Here is a 16,252-nt window from a genome sequence, read left to right on the forward strand (position 1 = left end):
GATCAGGTTGTTACGAAATCAGATTGTCGTGTCGCAATAAGTGCCCTGTGTCAGCCGACGGCGTGAAGTTCGTTGAGTCTGTGGATTCCCGCAGTGCCGGTCATACCGTCCCAGTTGTCGCCGCGTCCTTCTCGCCAGCCGTTGATCCAGGCTTGACGTACCGACGGTAGAGTAAATGGGCAAAGCTCACGGGATTTGCCACCAACGCCATATTGATATCCGCGCAAAAATGCTCTTTCCAACGGATCACGCTTAAGTCTTCTCATAGGGTGTTTCCCTCACTTGTTGACTGTTTTTGTCGCGTCGACCTCAATTGAGGTCTGGCAGAAAAACTCTGCCGTTGGCGGCTCGCTGCCGGCGTGGCGAGCCAAGGTGTTGACGCCGTTGCGACGTCAACCTGTGTCCAGTTCTAACCAATGAGTCACATCGATGGAATGACCGTTTTGTCATAAGGACGTAACGAAAAAGATGCTATTGCCATAAGTAACCGCGTATTTATCCAGTGTTCATTGGCCAAACCCCGGTATGATCGGCCCCGCGCTAGATGATGAGGTTAATCCTTTAGTGAGAATGACCCACGTTTACGCTGGGGTACTATTCGACGAAGGGTTGCTTTGAGTCATTTTGTTGCATCAACTTTTTTATCTGTCCCGGCATCTAAGCTCTTTTAACCCGAGCAGCGGGGATGGAACGGCACACCTTCGTGCCACGCGGGCGCTCTTGTAGAAAAGCGCCTGATTGAAAACCGGATCGGCAATGCGTTGCCGGTTCATCAGCCAAAGGCTCTGGAAAAACCATGTCCGACCGTTTCGAACTCTTCCTCACTTGCCCCAAAGGCCTTGAAGGCCTGCTCATCGAGGAAGCCGTCGGGCTTGGCCTTGAAGAAGCTCGCGAGCACACTTCCGCCGTGCGTGGCATGGCGACCATGGAAACCGCTTATCGCCTGTGCCTCTGGTCGCGTCTGGCCAACCGGGTGCTGCTGGTGCTCAAACGCTTCCCGATGAAAGACGCCGAAGACCTGTACCACGGCGTACTCGACGTCGACTGGCAGGATCACATGCTGGCCGACGGTACCCTGGCCGTGGAATTCAGCGGCCATGGTTCGGGCATCGACAACACCCACTTCGGCGCCTTGAAGGTCAAGGACGCCATCGTCGACAAGCTGCGCACCCCGCAGGGCGACCGTCCAAGCATCGACAAGCTCAACCCGGACCTGCGCATTCATCTGCGCCTGGATCGCGGCGAAGCGATTCTGTCCCTCGACCTCTCCGGTCACAGCCTGCACCAGCGCGGTTATCGCTTGCAGCAGGGCGCTGCGCCGCTGAAGGAAAACCTCGCGGCCGCGATCCTGATCCGTTCCGGCTGGCCACGCATTGCCGCCGAAGGTGGCGCGCTGGCTGACCCGATGTGCGGTGTCGGCACGTTCCTGGTCGAAGCCGGCATGATCGCCGCCGACATGGCGCCGAACCTGCGTCGCGAACAGTGGGGCTTCACCGCCTGGCTCGGTCACGTACCGGCGCTGTGGAAAAAACTGCATGAAGAAGCCGTCGAACGCGCCGCCGCCGGTCTGGCCAAGCCGCCGCTGTGGATCCGTGGTTATGAAGCCGACCCACGGCTGATTCAGCCGGGCCGCAACAACGTCGAGCGCGCCGGCCTGAGCGAATGGATCAAGATCTATCAGGGCGAAGTCGCCACCTTCGAACCGCGCCCGGACCAGAACCAGAAAGGTCTGGTCATCTGCAACCCGCCGTACGGCGAGCGTCTGGGTGATGAAGCCAGTCTGTTGTACCTCTACCAGAACCTCGGCGAGCGTCTGCGTCAGGCCTGCCTGAACTGGGAAGCGGCGGTGTTTACCGGCGCGCCGGACCTGGGCAAGCGCATGGGTATCCGCAGCCACAAACAGTATTCGTTCTGGAACGGCGCGCTGCCATGCAAGCTGCTGTTGATCAAAGTGCTGCCGGACCAGTTCGTCACCGGCGAGCGTCGTACCCCGGAGCAACGTCAGGCCGAACGCGAGCAAGCCGCTTATGATCAGGCGCCGAACGAGCCGCAAGAGCGCAAGTTCAACAAGAACGGCAACCCGATCAAACCGACGCCGGCCCCGGCGCCTGTGATCGAGCAGCCGCGCCTGAGTGAAGGCGGGCAGATGTTTGCCAACCGCCTGCAGAAGAATCTCAAGGCGATGGGCAAGTGGGTCAAGCGCGAAGGCATCGACTGCTACCGCGTCTACGATGCGGACATGCCGGAATACGCCATGGCCATCGACCTCTATCACGACTGGGTGCACGTCCAGGAATACGCCGCGCCGAAGTCGATCGACCCGGAAAAAGCCTCGATCCGCATGTTCGACGCCCTGGCGGCCATTCCGCAGGCGCTGAACATCGACAAAAGCCGCGTGGTGGTCAAGCGCCGCGAGCGGCAGAGCGGCACCAAGCAGTACGAGCGTCAGGCTGCCCAAGGCAAATTCAATGAAGTGACCGAGGGTGGCGTGAAGTTGCTGGTCAACCTCACCGACTACCTCGACACCGGGCTGTTCCTCGATCACCGGCCGATGCGCATGCGGATTCAGAAAGAGGCCGCCGGCAAGCGCTTCCTCAACCTGTTCTGCTACACCGCGACCGCCAGTGTGCACGCAGCCAAGGGCGGCGCGCGCAGCACCACCAGTGTCGACTTGTCGAAAACCTACCTCGACTGGGCGCGCCGCAACCTGTCGCTCAATGGCTTCTCCGACAAGAACCGTCTGGAGCAGGGCGATGTGATGGCGTGGCTGGAAAACTGCCGGGAAGAGTACGACCTGATCTTCATCGATCCGCCGACCTTCTCCAACTCCAAGCGCATGGAAGGGATCTTCGACGTGCAGCGTGACCAGGTACAACTGATCGACCTGGCCATGGCCCGACTGGCCAGCGGCGGCGTGTTGTACTTCTCCAACAACTTCCGCAAGTTCCAGCTGGAAGACAACCTGGCCGAACGTTATGCGGTCGAGGAAATCACCGCCAGCACCATCGACCCGGATTTCGCCCGCAACGGCAAGATCCACCGCGCCTGGAAAATCACGGCCCGTTGACACTCTGAGCAGTTGGATCCACAGAGCCTTGATTTTTAAGGCTCTTGGATCCCATCAGAGCTAGCCAAATTAGTGGCTAATAGCTATAACTCACTCACGGCCAACGGGGTTATCCCGCAAGTACTGGCGTAGTGAGTGGCCCATATGTCGTTGCACCCCGTGCGCCCAAAGATCCTGGGTTTCATCAGCGAAGAAGTCTCGGCCTGGCTGGTCGCGCTGCTGGTATTGCTCGCCGGCGGGATTCTCACGGGGCTGCTGGCCTGGGCCACCCTCAATCAGTTTCACAGCCAGTTGCGCCAGCGTTTTCAATTGCTGGCCAATGAGCGCTACAGCCGCATCGAAGAACGTTTTCAGGATCAGGAGCAACGCCTCGACGGCCTGCGCCGGTTCTTCGCCAACTCTGAATCGGTGTCCCGCGCCGAATTCGACGGCTACACCCATCCTTTATTGCTGCGCACCCAGGCCTATTCGTTCGCCTTGCGGGTGAGCGGTGCCGAGCGCGCCGCGTTCGAGCAGCGGGTGCGTGACGAAGGCCTGAGCACCTTCAGCGTGCGCGAACTCAATGCCCGCGGCGAGCTGCAACTGGCCGCGGCCCGGGATGAATACGTGGTGGTGTTGTACAGCCAGACCCAGAGCCGGCTCGGCTCGCCGTTGGGTTACGACCTGCTGGCACAACCGTTGCGCCGCACCACTCTGGAGCGCGCCGACCAGCTTCGCGGCCTGGCAGTGTCGCAGCCAATGCATCTGGTGGGTATCGAGCCGGCTTACGCCCGCGGCGTATTGTTGGTGGCGCCGGTGCTGCGCGAAGGCGAACCCAGATCATACGGCTACGTGATGGCCGTCATCAGTATGCGTCAGCTGCTGGCGGACGGTTTGCCGGATCCCCCTCATGACTACCTTTCGGTGCGCATCCTCGATCTGTCCACCAACGACCAGCATGAGGTGCTGTTCGAGTCGACCAATGATCCGGCGCCCAGCGATCTGTCGACCACGCGGCTGGTGCGCATGGCCGACCATGACTATCAGGTCGATATCTCGCCCAGCGAGGCTTTTTTGCAGGCTAACCATTCGTCGGTCGGCAGTGTGGTCATTCTGGGTGGCTTGCTCAGTCTGCTGCTCAGTGCGCTGCTGTATGTGCTGGTCAGTCAGCGTCAGCGGGCCTTGCGCATGGTCGAGTTGCGCACTCAGGAGCTGCATGAGCGCGAGCAGGAACTGCGGGGCACCCACGGCCAGCTGCGCGGGGTGCTTAACGCGGCGACGCAAGTGGCGATCATCGCCACCGACCTGCGCGGTGTAATCAACACATTCAATCCCGGTGCGGAGCAGATGCTGGGCTACGGCAGCGCCGAGGTCATCGGCCACATGACGCTGGAAAACCTGCATTTCCCCCGGGAGCTGGTCACCCGTGCGGCGGAGCTGAGCGCCCGCTATGGCAAGGCCATCCCGACCTGCCAGGCGATGCTGGTGGAGGGCGGCGAAGTCGGCGGGCATGAGGCGCGCGAGTGGACGCTGGTGCGCAAGGATGGCAGTCATCTGCCGGTGAACATGCTGGCCACCCCAGTCCTGGACGAGCAGGGGCTGTGGGTCGGGCACCTGGCGATCTGCATCGACATCACCGAACGCAAGCGCGTACACGAAGCGCTGGCGGCGCGGGACCTGCTGTTGAAGAAACTCAGTGCTCACGTTCCCGGCGGCATCTATCAGTTCAAGATGGAATTCGACGGGAGCTTCAGCGTGATCTACGCCAGCGAGGGCATCCGTGAGATCTACGAGCTGGAACCTGACGTGCTGCTGCTCAATGCCGAATCCATCTTTACCCGGATTCATCCGCAGGATGTCAGCCGCGTGCGCAAGTCGATCCGTGCCTCGGCGGATAACCTCAGCCCGTGGCGCGAGGAGTACCGCGTGCAATTGCCAGAGCGTGGCCTGCGCTGGGTGCGCGGCGAAGCGACCCCGGAGGAACTGCCGGGCGGTGGCGTGCTCTGGCATGGCTACATCTCGGACATCTCCGACCTGAAGCGCGTGGAGGAAGAACTGCGCGCACTGTCGGTGACCGATTCACTGACCGGCATCCACAACCGGCGCTATTTCCAGGAACGTCTGACGACCGAAATGGCCCGGGTCGAGCGTGGAGGTGGCGAACTGTCGGTGATCATGCTCGATATCGATCATTTCAAACGGATCAACGATCAGTACGGCCATGCAGTCGGCGACCGGGTGTTACAGGCGGTGTGCGAGCGCATCGGCCATCGGCTGCGGCGTACCGACGTGTTCTGTCGCTTGGGCGGCGAAGAGTTCATGGTGCTGTGCCCGGACATCGACGGTGATCATGCGTACATGCTGGCCGTGGAGTTGTGGCAAGGCCTGCGCGGGGCGCCGGTGGATGTGGTCGGTGTGGTAACGGCGAGTTTCGGGATTGCCAGCTGGCGGCCGGGGGAGGGCGCTGATTCGCTGTTGTTGCGGGCGGATTCAGGGGTTTATGCGGCGAAGCAGGGCGGGCGGGATCGGGTCGAGCGGCAGATGAACTAGGCACTAAACGTGTGGGAGCCAGCCTGCTGGCGATCGCTTCAGTTCAGTCAATGATCCAGTGACTGACACTCCGCCATCGCCAGCAGGCTGGCTCCCACAGTGTTTTGTGGTGTGCTTACAAGACCGAAGCGGTTTGCGTCGCTCGCGGCTGTTTGTAGAGATCCAGCAGCACCTGATCCAGCACCGACGATGCACCGAAAGGCGCCTTGTCGTTGAGGATCGCCACCACGGCCCATGTGTTGCCATTGACGTCGCGGCTGAAACCGGCGATTGCGCGCACAGTATTCAGGGTGCCGGTCTTGACGTGGGCTTCACCGCGCACGGCGGTGGTCTTCAGGCGTTTACGCATGGTGCCGTCCATGCCGGCAATCGGCAGCGAGCTGATGTACTCGGCAGCGTAAGGGCTGTGCCACGCAGCCTGCAGCATCGCGGCCATTTCCCGGGCGCTGACCCGCTCGGCACGGGACAGGCCGGAACCGTTCTCCATGACCAGATGCGGCGCGGTGATGCCTTTTCTCGCGAGCCACTGGCGCACCACCCGTTGCCCGGCCTTGGCATCATCGCCATCGGCTTCGTTGCGGAATTTCTGGCCCAGGCTCAGGAACAGCTGCTGAGCCATGGTGTTGTTACTGTATTTGTTGATGTCGCGGATGATTTCCGCCAGATCCGGCGAGAAGGCGCGGGCCAGCACTTTGGCGCTGCTTGGCGTCGGCGCCAGACGATCCTTGCCCTGGATGCTGCCGCCCAGTTCCTTCCAGATCGCCCGCACGGCACCGGCGGTGTAGGTCGCGTGGTCGAGCAGCGACAGATAAGTCTGCGAGCTGCAGCCTTCACCCAACTGACCGGCAACGGTCACGGTCACGCTGCCATCGGCCTGTGTCACCGGGTTGTAGCGCACGCCACCGGTGCATTGCTTGGAGTTGAGGGCCTTGACGGTGTTCTCGATCTTGATGCTGGCAATCGGCGGTTCTACTGAAACCAGCACCCGGCCGCCGTCATTGCGGGCCACGAAACGCAGGGCCTTGAGGTTGACCAGCAACGAGTCCGGCTTGACCAGGAACGGCTTGTTCTCGTCATTGCCGTCATCATTGAATTCCGGTAGCTGCGGTTGTATGAAGAAGCTGCGGTCCAGCACCAGGTCGCCGGTAACCTGGGTCACGCCGTTGGCGCGCAGGTCGCGCATCAGCAGCCAGAGTTTTTCCATGTTCAGCTTTGGATCGCCGCCACCCTTGAGGTAGAGGTTGCCGTTGAGGATGCCGCCGCTCAGGTCGCCGTCGGTGTAGAACTCGGTTTTCCACTGGTGGTTGGGGCCGAGCATTTCCAGTGCGGCGTAGGTGGTCACCAGTTTCATGGTCGAGGCCGGGTTGACCGACACGTCGGCGTTGTACACGGTCGGCGTGCCCGGACCCTCCAGCGGTACCATCACCAGCGACAGGGCGCTTGGCTGCAGCTTGCTGGCCTTGAGGGCTTTTTCGACGTTGGGTGTCAGGGACGTGTTGATGGTGGCAGCGCAGACCGGCAGGGCCAGGGGGAGAAAAAGGCCGGCCAGGAGCAGAGGACGCAACGATTTGATCATATGAAATAAAACCCTACAGCCGAGGGGAAAAAGACGAGGACATGGATGAAAAGGCCCTCAGTGGTCATGAAAGTGTCGGCATTATGCCCCAAGGTGTAACAGCTTGTGCCTTTCCTAAGGGGCCCGATGGGTTATTTTTTTACGGGCGGTCGTACGCACGTCCCGGATAGGCGGGCAATCGCCGCCTTAAACTGGTAAAGTGCCGGCCGTTATTACTTAAGAGGATTGTTCCAATGGCGACTAACCGTTCCCAGCGTCTGCGCAAAAAACTGTGCGTCGATGAATTTCAAGAGCTGGGTTTCGAACTGAACCTGGGCTTCAAAGAAGACCTGTCCGAAGAAGCCATTGACGCTTTCCTCGAAGCATTCATCAAAGAAGCCATGGAAGCCAACGGTCTGGGCTATGTCGGCGGCGAAGACTTCGGTCTGGTTTGCCTGCAGAAGCGTGGCTCGGTTTCCGAAGAGCAGCGCGCTGCCGTTGAAGCCTGGCTGAAAACCCGCTCCGAGCTGACCACTACTGAAATCAGTCCGCTGCTGGACGTCTGGTATCCGGAAAAGCCGATCAACGCGGCCAAGTGATGCAAAAAAACGGCGACCCTGGGGTCGCCGTTTTTTTATGCCTGCTTTTTAATCAGGCATCAGGCCTTGCGCCAGTTGAGGATCAGCAAGGTCAACACTCCCGCGACAATCCCCCAGAAGGCCGAACCGATGGAAAACAGCGTCAGCCCCGACGCCGTGACCATGAAAGTGATCAGCGCCGCTTCCCGTTCCTTCACTTCGGTCATGGCAATGCTCAAGCCGTTGATGATCGAACCGAACAGCGCCAGCGCGGCAATCGACAGCACCAGTTCCTTGGGCAGCGCGGCAAACAACGCCGCCAGCGTGGCGCCGAACACCCCGGCAATCCCGTAGAAAATCCCGCACCACACCGCCGCGGTGTAACGCTTGTTGCGATCCTCATGGGCATGGGGCCCGGTGCAGATCGCCGCGCTGATGGCCGCCAGGTTGATGCCATGAGAACCGAATGGCGCCAGCAGCAGCGAGGCAATGCCTGTGGTGGTGATCAACGGCGAGGCCGGGACGTTATAGCCGTCGGCGCGCAGCACGGCGACGCCGGGCATGTTCTGCGAGGTCATCGCTACGACAAACAACGGAATGCCGATGCTGATGGTCGCGGCGAGAGAAAAGTGCGGCGTGGTCCAGACCGGCGTTGCCACTTCCAGATGAAAGCCGCTGAAATCCAGCAGCCCCATGAAGCCCGACAGCGCGGTGCCGATCAGCAGCGCAGCGAGTACCGCATAACGCGGCGTCAGGCGCTTGACCACCAGATAAGTGAAGAACATCCCCAGCACCAGGCCGGTACGGTGCTGCGCAGCGACGAAGATTTCGCTGCCGATCTTGAACAGAATCCCCGCCAGCAATGCGGCGGCAAGGGAGGCGGGGATTTTTTTCACCAGGCGTTCGAAGCTGCCGGTCAGACCGCAGATCGTCACCAGCACCGCGCAGGTGATGTAGGCGCCGATGGCTTCGCCGTAGGTGACGCCGCCGAGGCTGGTGATCAGAAGGGCTGCGCCGGGTGTCGACCAGGCGATGGTGATCGGCGTGCGATAGCGCAGCGACAGGCCGATCGAACACACCGCCATGCCGATGGAGATCGCCCAGATCCACGAGGAAATCTGCCCGCTGCTCAGGCCCGCGGCCTGCCCGGCCTGGAACATCAGCACCAACGAACTGGTGTAGCCGGTCATCATCGCGATGAATCCGGCGACGATGGCAGAGGGCGATGTGTCCGCAAAGGGGCGCAGTCGGGTGTGGGTGATTTCGTTCATGACAGCGGCGTTCCTTGTTCAAGCCACGGATTTCGGGTTTAAGCCTAAACTCAAACGTAACGATGCGTTGCAATACAGCCGAAGTCACAAACAGCCGTACAGTCGTGTTGCCACCTTCCATTGTGTACAATCGCGCTGTTTTTTACGCGATACTTGCCAGCGACCCACTGTGCCGTATTACAGTCACGGTCAATTCGCCGCCGTTCTTCCCGACTCGAGTGCCCATGAACGAACAGTTGCAACCCCTCAAGAAACAACCGCGAGCAGGCAAAGCCGGCCGCAGCGGAACCCAGGACGATATCGTCTATGCGCATATCTTCGAGGCCATCCTCGAACAACGCCTGGCGCCCGGTACAAAGTTGAGCGAAGAAGCGCTGGGGGAAATTTTCGGGGTCAGCCGCACCATCATTCGCCGCGCGCTCTCGCGTCTGGCCCATGAAGGCGTGGTGCTGTTGCGGCCGAACCGTGGCGCGGTGGTGGCGAGCCCGAGCGTTGAAGAAGCGCGTCAGGTGTTCCTCGCCCGGCGTCTGGTGGAGCGCGCAATCACCGAGCTGGCGGTGCAGCACGCCACCGCCGAGCAGATCGCCGAACTGCGCCAGATGGTCAACGACGAACGCGACAGCTTCTCCCGTGGCGACCGCGGCGCGGGTATCCGTCTCTCCGGCGAATTCCACCTGAAACTGGCCGAAGCGGCGAAAAATGCGCCGTTGATCAGCTTTCAGCGCAGCCTGGTTTCACAGACGTCGCTGATCATTGCGCAATATGAAAGCGGCAACCGTTCGCACTGTTCCTACGACGAGCACACTCAGTTGATCGACGCCATCGAAGCGCGCAACGGTGAGCTCGCCGTAGATTTGATGATGCATCACATGGATCACATCGACAGCAAACTCAACCTCGACGAGGAAAGTGCTTCGGACGATCTGCATGCGGTGTTCTCGCATCTGTTGCAGACCAGGAAGCCGGGGCGTCCGGCGGCCAAGCTCTGACCGGCACCGAGTCGCGAAGGCGTCCTGACAGGCAATAAAAATCCCCCGGAGCTGAACGCTGTCGGGGGATTTTTTATACCTTGGAAAAACTAGCGCTGGTGTACCAGCGCACCCGCCGCATAGGTCTGGGCCACAGTGCGGTCATCGCCCAGCGTCATCAGCACGAACAACGTCTCGGCAATGTTGTTTGACTGCTTCAAGCGATAGCTCAGCAGCGGCGTGGCGTTGTAGTCCAGCACCAGGAAGTCGGCGTCGGAGCCCGGTTGCAGGTTGCCGATCCTGTCTTCCAGGCGCAGGGCTCGCGCGCCGCCGAGGGTGGCGAGGTACAGCGACTTGAACGGGCTCAGGCGCGCACCTTGCAGCTGCATCACTTTGTAGGCTTCGTTCAGGGTCTGCAGCAGCGAGAAACTGGTGCCACCGCCGACGTCAGTGCCGAGCCCGACGTTCAGCTTGTGCTTCTCGGCCATCGGCAGGTTGAACAGGCCGCTGCCAAGGAAGAAGTTCGACGTCGGGCAGAACGAGATCGCCGAACCGGTTTGCGCCAGGCGCGCGCATTCTTCGTCGCACAGGTGCACGCCGTGGGCGAACACCGAGCGCTCGCCGAGCAACTGATAGTGATCGTAGACGTCCAGATAGCCTTTGCGCTCCGGGAACAGCGCCTTGACCCACTCGATTTCCTTGAGGTTCTCGCTGATGTGGGTCTGCATGTACAGATCCGGGTATTCAGTCAGCAACTGCCCGGCGAGGGTCAGTTGTTCCGGAGTGCTGGTCGGGGCGAAGCGCGGGGTCACGGCGTAATGCAGGCGACCCTTGCCGTGCCAGCGCTCGATCAGCGCCTTGCTCTCGGTGTAGCTGGATTCAGCGGTGTCAGTCAGGTAGTCCGGCGCGTTGCGGTCCATCATCACCTTGCCGGCGATCATTCGCAGGTCGAGCTTCTCGGCCGCTTCGAAGAACGAGTTCACCGACTGCGGGTGCACGCTGCCGAACACCAGGGCCGTGGTGGTGCCGTTGCGCAGCAGTTCCTTGATGAAGATGTCCGCGACCTCATCGGCGTGGGCCTTGTCGGCGAACTGGCTTTCGCACGGGAAGGTGTAGGTGTTCAGCCAGTCCAGCAGCTGTTCGCCGTAGGCGCCGACCATGCCGGTCTGCGGCAGGTGGATGTGGGTGTCGATGAAGCCCGGGGTGATCAGCGCATCCTGGTGATGCGTGATCTCGATATCCGCCGGCAGCGTCGGCAGCAGCTCGCTGGCGTGGCCGAGGGCGCTGATCTTGCCGCCATCGACCACCAGCAGGCCGTCCTCGAAATACTCGTAGGAGGCTTCGGTGCCGACCTCGGCAGGGTCGGCGATGCTGTGCAGGATGGCGGCGCGGTAGGCTTTGCGAGTCAGAGGCATGAGGGTTCTCTAATCAGTTTGAGGCTTTGAGTGTGGCGGCCTGACTGCGGCGCGAAACCGGCAGCAGTTTGGCAATCGGTTCGGCGCTGGCGGTGTGCTGGCCGAAATTGGCGTTATAGGTGGCGATGATTTCGCCGGCGATGGAGATGGCGATTTCCACAGGCAATTTGCCTTTGACTTCGCTGATGCCCATCGGGCAGCGCATGCGTTGCACGACACTGGCGTCGAAGCCACGGTCACGCAAGCGGTGTTCGAACTTGGCCCGTTTGGTTTTCGAGCCGATCAGGCCGAACCAGGTGAAATCGTTGCGCTTGAGAATCGCGGCGGTGAGTTCCAGATCCAGCTGATGGTTGTGGGTCATGACGATGCAGTAGCTGCCCGCCGGCAGGTCGTCGATTTCATCCACAGGCTCTTCGGCGACGATTTTGCGCACGCCGTGGGGAATCTGCTCGGGGAATTCCTCTTCCCGGGAGTCGATCCAGCGCACCCGGCAGGGCAGGCTGGCGAGCAAGGGAACCAGTGCGCGACCCACATGACCGGCGCCGAACACAGCGATCTGCGCCTGCACCTGGCCCATCGGTTCGAACAACAGCACCGTAGCGCCGCCGCAGCACTGACCGAGGCTGGCGCCGAGGCTGAAGCGCTCCAGATGGGTGTCTTGCTTGCCGCTGGCGAGCATCTCGCGGGCGATCTGCATGGCTTTGTATTCCAGGTGCCCGCCACCGATGGTGTCGAACGTCTGGCGAGCGCTGACGACCATTTTCGAGCCGGCATTGCGCGGCGTCGAGCCGAGCTCTTCGATGATCGTCACCAGAACGCAGGGTTCGCCCTGGTTCTGCAGGTCGGCGAGGGCGTCGATCCAGTTGTACATAGTTCACCCCTACAACATCGTTGTCTGTTCGGGCCTCTTCGCGAGCAAGCCCGCTCCCACATTGGATTTGCACAAGTCCAACAGTCAGCACATATCCCTGTGGGAGCGGGCTTGCCCGCGATGGCCGCGCCTCGGTCCTAGAGCGGAGCCAGCTCGGTTTCAGCTTCGACGGCTTTCACTGCCTTGAGCTGACGCATCTGCTCGCAACCCCACAACACCCGCTCCGGGGTCGCCGGCGCGTCGATCTTCGGCTGATACTTGTAGTCGCCCAGACTGGCCACCGCATCCTTGATTGCGCACCACGCGGCGATGCCGAGCATGAACGGCGGCTCACCCACAGCCTTGGAGTGGAACACGGTGTCTTCCGGGTTCTTGCGGTTTTCCACCAGTTTCACCCGCAGGTCCAGCGGCATGTCCGCCACGGCCGGGATCTTGTAGCTGGCCGGGCCGTTGGTCATCAGCTTGCCTTTATTGTTCCAGACCAGTTCTTCCATGGTCAGCCAGCCCATGCCCTGGACGAAGCCGCCCTCGACCTGACCGATGTCGATGGCCGGGTTCAGCGAGGCGCCGACGTCGTGGAGGATATCGGTACGGAGCATCTTGTACTCGCCGGTCAGGGTGTCGACGATTACTTCGCAGCACGCCGCGCCGAAGGCGAAGTAGTAGAACGGTCGGCCACGAGCCTGGCTGCGGTCGTAGTAGATTTTTGGGGTCTTGTAGAACCCGGTGCTCGACAGCGACACCTGATTGAAATACGCCAACTGGATCAGCGCCTCGAAGGTCATGATGTGGTCACGCACCCGTACGTGGCCGTTGTGGAATTCCACGTCCTCTTCGCTGACTTTGTAGTGCCGCGCGGCGAATTCGACGAGTCGCTGCTTGATGATTTCTGCTGCGTTCTGCGCCGCTTTACCGTTCAGGTCAGCACCGCTGGACGCTGCGGTTGGCGAGGTGTTCGGCACCTTGTCAGTGTTGGTTGCAGTGATCTGTACCCGGTCCATTTCCACCTGGAACACTTCGGCCACGACCTGCGCAACCTTGGTGTTCAGGCCCTGGCCCATTTCCGTGCCGCCGTGGTTCAAGTGGATGCTGCCGTCGGTGTAGACGTGCACCAAGGCACCGGCCTGATTGAGGAAGCTGGCGGTGAAGGAAATGCCGAATTTCACCGGGGTCAGCGCCAGGCCTTTTTTCAGGATCGGGCTGTTGGCGTTGTAGCGACGGATCGCTTCGCGGCGCTCGGCGTACTGGCTGCTTTCTTCAAGTTCGGCGGTCATCTCTTCGAGCATGTTGTGCTCGACGGTCTGGTAATAATGGGTGACGTTGCGCTCGGTCTTGCCGTAGTAGTTGGCCTTGCGCACGGCCAGCGGATCGAGGTTCAAGTGACGGGCGATGGCGTCCATCACTTCTTCGATCGCGACCATCCCTTGCGGGCCGCCGAAACCACGGTAGGCGGTGTTCGACGCAGTGTTGGTCTTGCAGCGGTGACCATTGATGGTGGCATCGCCCAGGTAGTACGAGTTGTCCGAGTGGAACATCGCACGGTCAACGATTGAGGCCGACAGATCAGGCGAGCAGCCGCAGTTGCCGGCCAGATCCATCGCGATCCCGTGCAGGCGCCCGGTGCCGTCGAAGCCGACGTCATACTCGACGTAGAACGGGTGGCGCTTGCCGGTCATCAGCATGTCTTCAACCCGTGGCAGGCGCATCTTGGTCGGCTGGCCGGTGAGGTGCGCGATTACCGCACACAGGCAAGCCGGGCTCGCAGCCTGGGTTTCCTTGCCGCCGAAACCACCGCCCATGCGGCGCATGTCGACCACGATTTTATTCATCGACACGTCGAGGACTTCGGCCACCAGTTTCTGCACTTCGGTGGGGTTCTGGGTCGAGCAGTAGACGATCATGCCGCCATCTTCGGTCGGCATCACCGAGGAGATCTGCGTCTCCAGATAGAAGTGTTCCTGGCCGCCGATGTGCAGCGTGCCCTGGATGCGATGTTCAGCCGTGGCCAACGCGTTGGCCGAATCGCCGCGCTGATGGGTGTGGCTGTCGAGCACGAAGTGGCGTTTGCGCAGGGCTTCGACCACGTCCAGCACCGGTTCCAGATCTTCGTATTCGATGATCGCGGCCATGGCGGCCTTGCGTGCGGTTTCCAGATCCTTGGCGGCCACGGCCAGCACCGGTTGACCGACGAACTGCACATCATCGATGGCCAGCAGCGGATCGCCTGGCAGCAGCGGGCCGATGTCTTTCAGGCCCGGTACGTCTTCGTGGGTGATGGCGATGCGCACGCCTTCGAAGGCGTAGCAGGGTTTGGTGTCGATGCTGATGATTTTCGCGTGGGCGCGATCCGACAACCGTGCGTAAACGTGCAACTGATTCGGGAATTCGAGCCGGTCATCGATGTACTGCGCTTCACCGGACACATGCTTGGCGGCGCTGTCGTGCTTGACGCTGCGGCCGACGCCGGTGGTCAGGTCTTTGGCGAACAGTTCAGCCAGTTCAGCTTGCGTTTTCTCTACGCCGTGATGGTTAGACATAAGCGGTCACCCGAGTCTCGATGTGCGGTGTTTGCAGTTCGATGAAGTATTTGCGCAGCAGGTTCTGCGCGCTGAGCAGGCGGTATTCCTTGCTGGCGCGGAAGTCCGAGAGCGGGGTGAAATCCTCGCCCAGCGCGGTGCAGGCGCGCTCGATGACAGCGTTGTTGAACGGCTGGCCGAGCAGCACGGCTTCACAGTGCGCGGCGCGTTTCGGGATCGCGGCCATGCCGCCGAAGGCGACGCGGGCGTCGGTGATCACGCCGTTCTCGACCCGCAGGTTGAACGCGGCGCAGACGGCAGAGATGTCGTCGTCCAGACGTTTGGAGACTTTGTAGGCGCGGAAGCGCTGCTCAGTCGTGGCGCGAGGGACGATGATTTTCTCGATGAACTCGCTTTCCTGACGCGCGGTGACCCGGTAATCGATGAAGTAATCCTCAAGGGCCAGCGTGCGGCGGGTCTCACCCTTGCACAGCACGATCTGCGCGCCGAGGGCGATCAGCAGGGGTGGCGAGTCACCGATCGGCGAAGCGTTGCCGATGTTGCCGCCCAACGTGCCCTGGTTGCGGATTTGCAGGGAGGCAAAGCGGTGCAGCAGCTCGCCGAAGTCCGCGTACTCGGCGTTCAACGCTTCGTAGCAGTCGGAGAGGGCGGTGGCGGCGCCGATTTCAATGCGATCCTCGAAGTGCTCGATGCGCTTCATTTCGGCGACGTTGCCGACGTAGATCATCACCGGCAGGGTGCGGTGGAACTGCGTGACTTCCAGCGCCAGATCGGTACCGCCGGCCAGCAGCCGAGCCTGTGGATAAGCGTCGTAGAGATCGGCCAGGTCGGCCACGGTCAGCGGCACCAGGCAGCGTTTGTCGCCGCTGTTGAGTTCGCCGATCGATGTCGGGGCAATGGCTTTGAGGCGGGCGATGGTTTGCGCTTCACGGGCGTCGAACTGGTCCGGTTGCTTGCCGCAGCAGGATTGTTCGGCAGCGGCCAGGATCGGCCGGTAGCCGGTGCACCGGCAGAGGTTGCCAGCCAGCGCTTCGTGGGCCTTGGCCTGATCCGGTGCATCGCTGTTCTTTTGCAGGGCGAACAGTGACATCACGAAACCGGGGGTGCAGAAACCGCATTGCGAACCGTGGCACTCGACCATGGCTTTCTGCACGCTGTGCAGTTCGCCCTTGTGCTTGAGGTCTTCGACACTGATCAATTGTTTGCCGTGCAGCGACGAAACGAACGTCAGGCACGAATTGAGGCTGCGATAGCGAATGTGCTCGCGGCCATCGTCATCCGTCTGCAACTCGCCGACCACCACCGTACAGGCGCCGCAGTCACCGCTGGCGCAGCCTTCTTTGGTGCCGGATTTACCCACATGTTCGCGCAGGTAGTTGAGCACAGTCAGGTTCGGGTCCAGGGCGTGCTCGCTACGGAGTTCCTGGTTAAGTAAAAACTGGATCACGGAAGGCCTCGCAG

At 61.3% G+C, this 16,252-nt stretch carries 11 protein-coding genes; 4 read left to right on the forward strand and 7 right to left on the reverse strand.

Features of this window, described 5'->3' with window-relative positions:
* Positions 1-50: 50 nt before the first annotated feature.
* The gene (gene rmf, locus NE357_RS09150; protein ID WP_003223300.1) at positions 51-266 is read right to left on the reverse strand and encodes a ribosome modulation factor; all 216 of its coding nucleotides are present in this window, start codon (positions 264-266) and stop codon (positions 51-53) included.
* A gap of 530 nt (positions 267-796) precedes the next feature.
* Here rmf and rlmKL point away from each other — a divergent pair.
* Both rlmKL and NE357_RS09160 read left to right on the forward strand, forming a co-directional pair.
* Positions 797-3,067, forward strand: a complete 2,271-nt coding sequence (gene rlmKL / locus NE357_RS09155; RefSeq protein WP_169429568.1) for a bifunctional 23S rRNA (guanine(2069)-N(7))-methyltransferase RlmK/23S rRNA (guanine(2445)-N(2))-methyltransferase RlmL — start codon at positions 797-799, stop codon at positions 3,065-3,067.
* 144 nt (positions 3,068-3,211) lie between these two features.
* Entirely contained in the window at positions 3,212-5,596 is a 2,385-nt protein-coding gene (locus NE357_RS09160) for a sensor domain-containing diguanylate cyclase (RefSeq protein WP_169429569.1), read from the forward strand.
* Positions 5,597-5,711: 115 nt separating this feature from the next.
* On the opposite strand, the gene dacB is transcribed toward NE357_RS09160, so the two are convergent.
* Positions 5,712-7,172 (reverse strand): D-alanyl-D-alanine carboxypeptidase/D-alanyl-D-alanine endopeptidase, encoded by a 1,461-nt coding sequence (dacB, locus tag NE357_RS09165; RefSeq protein ID WP_169429570.1) that lies wholly within the window; start codon positions 7,170-7,172, stop codon positions 5,712-5,714.
* A 233-nt stretch (positions 7,173-7,405) separates the two neighbouring features.
* Here dacB and NE357_RS09170 point away from each other — a divergent pair, with 233 nt between their 5' ends.
* Positions 7,406-7,750, forward strand: a complete 345-nt coding sequence (locus NE357_RS09170; protein ID WP_085711916.1) for a YggL family protein — start codon at positions 7,406-7,408, stop codon at positions 7,748-7,750.
* Positions 7,751-7,809: 59 nt separating this feature from the next.
* Here NE357_RS09170 and NE357_RS09175 read toward each other — a convergent pair whose 3' ends face one another.
* Complete coding sequence (locus tag NE357_RS09175; RefSeq protein WP_169429571.1) at positions 7,810-9,000, reverse strand: benzoate/H(+) symporter BenE family transporter; 1,191 nt, start codon at positions 8,998-9,000, stop codon at positions 7,810-7,812.
* Between the two features lie 224 nt (positions 9,001-9,224).
* Here NE357_RS09175 and NE357_RS09180 point away from each other — a divergent pair, with 224 nt between their 5' ends.
* Positions 9,225-9,989: a GntR family transcriptional regulator gene (locus NE357_RS09180; RefSeq protein WP_065259727.1), complete on the forward strand. Its 765-nt coding sequence runs from the start codon at positions 9,225-9,227 to the stop codon at positions 9,987-9,989.
* Positions 9,990-10,078: 89 nt separating this feature from the next.
* Here the strand turns inward: NE357_RS09180 and guaD are convergent, their stop codons facing one another.
* The 4 genes from guaD to xdhA all read right to left on the reverse strand — a co-directional run bounded on the left by guaD (position 10,079) and on the right by xdhA (position 16,238).
* The gene (guaD, locus tag NE357_RS09185) at positions 10,079-11,383 is read right to left on the reverse strand and encodes a guanine deaminase (protein ID WP_169429572.1); all 1,305 of its coding nucleotides are present in this window, start codon (positions 11,381-11,383) and stop codon (positions 10,079-10,081) included.
* 13 nt (positions 11,384-11,396) lie between these two features.
* On the reverse strand, positions 11,397-12,254 hold the full coding sequence (gene xdhC / locus NE357_RS09190; RefSeq protein ID WP_169429573.1) for a xanthine dehydrogenase accessory protein XdhC: 858 nt from the start codon (positions 12,252-12,254) through the stop codon (positions 11,397-11,399).
* Positions 12,255-12,391: 137 nt separating this feature from the next.
* On the reverse strand, positions 12,392-14,791 hold the full coding sequence (gene xdhB / locus NE357_RS09195; RefSeq protein WP_169429574.1) for a xanthine dehydrogenase molybdopterin binding subunit: 2,400 nt from the start codon (positions 14,789-14,791) through the stop codon (positions 12,392-12,394).
* Complete coding sequence (gene xdhA, locus NE357_RS09200) at positions 14,784-16,238, reverse strand: xanthine dehydrogenase small subunit (protein ID WP_169429575.1); 1,455 nt, start codon at positions 16,236-16,238, stop codon at positions 14,784-14,786. Before xdhA ends, xdhB begins: the two co-directional genes overlap by 8 nt.
* Positions 16,239-16,252: the final 14 nt, after the last annotated feature.

The sequence above is a fragment of the Pseudomonas sp. G7(2022) genome (genome assembly GCF_052660475.1).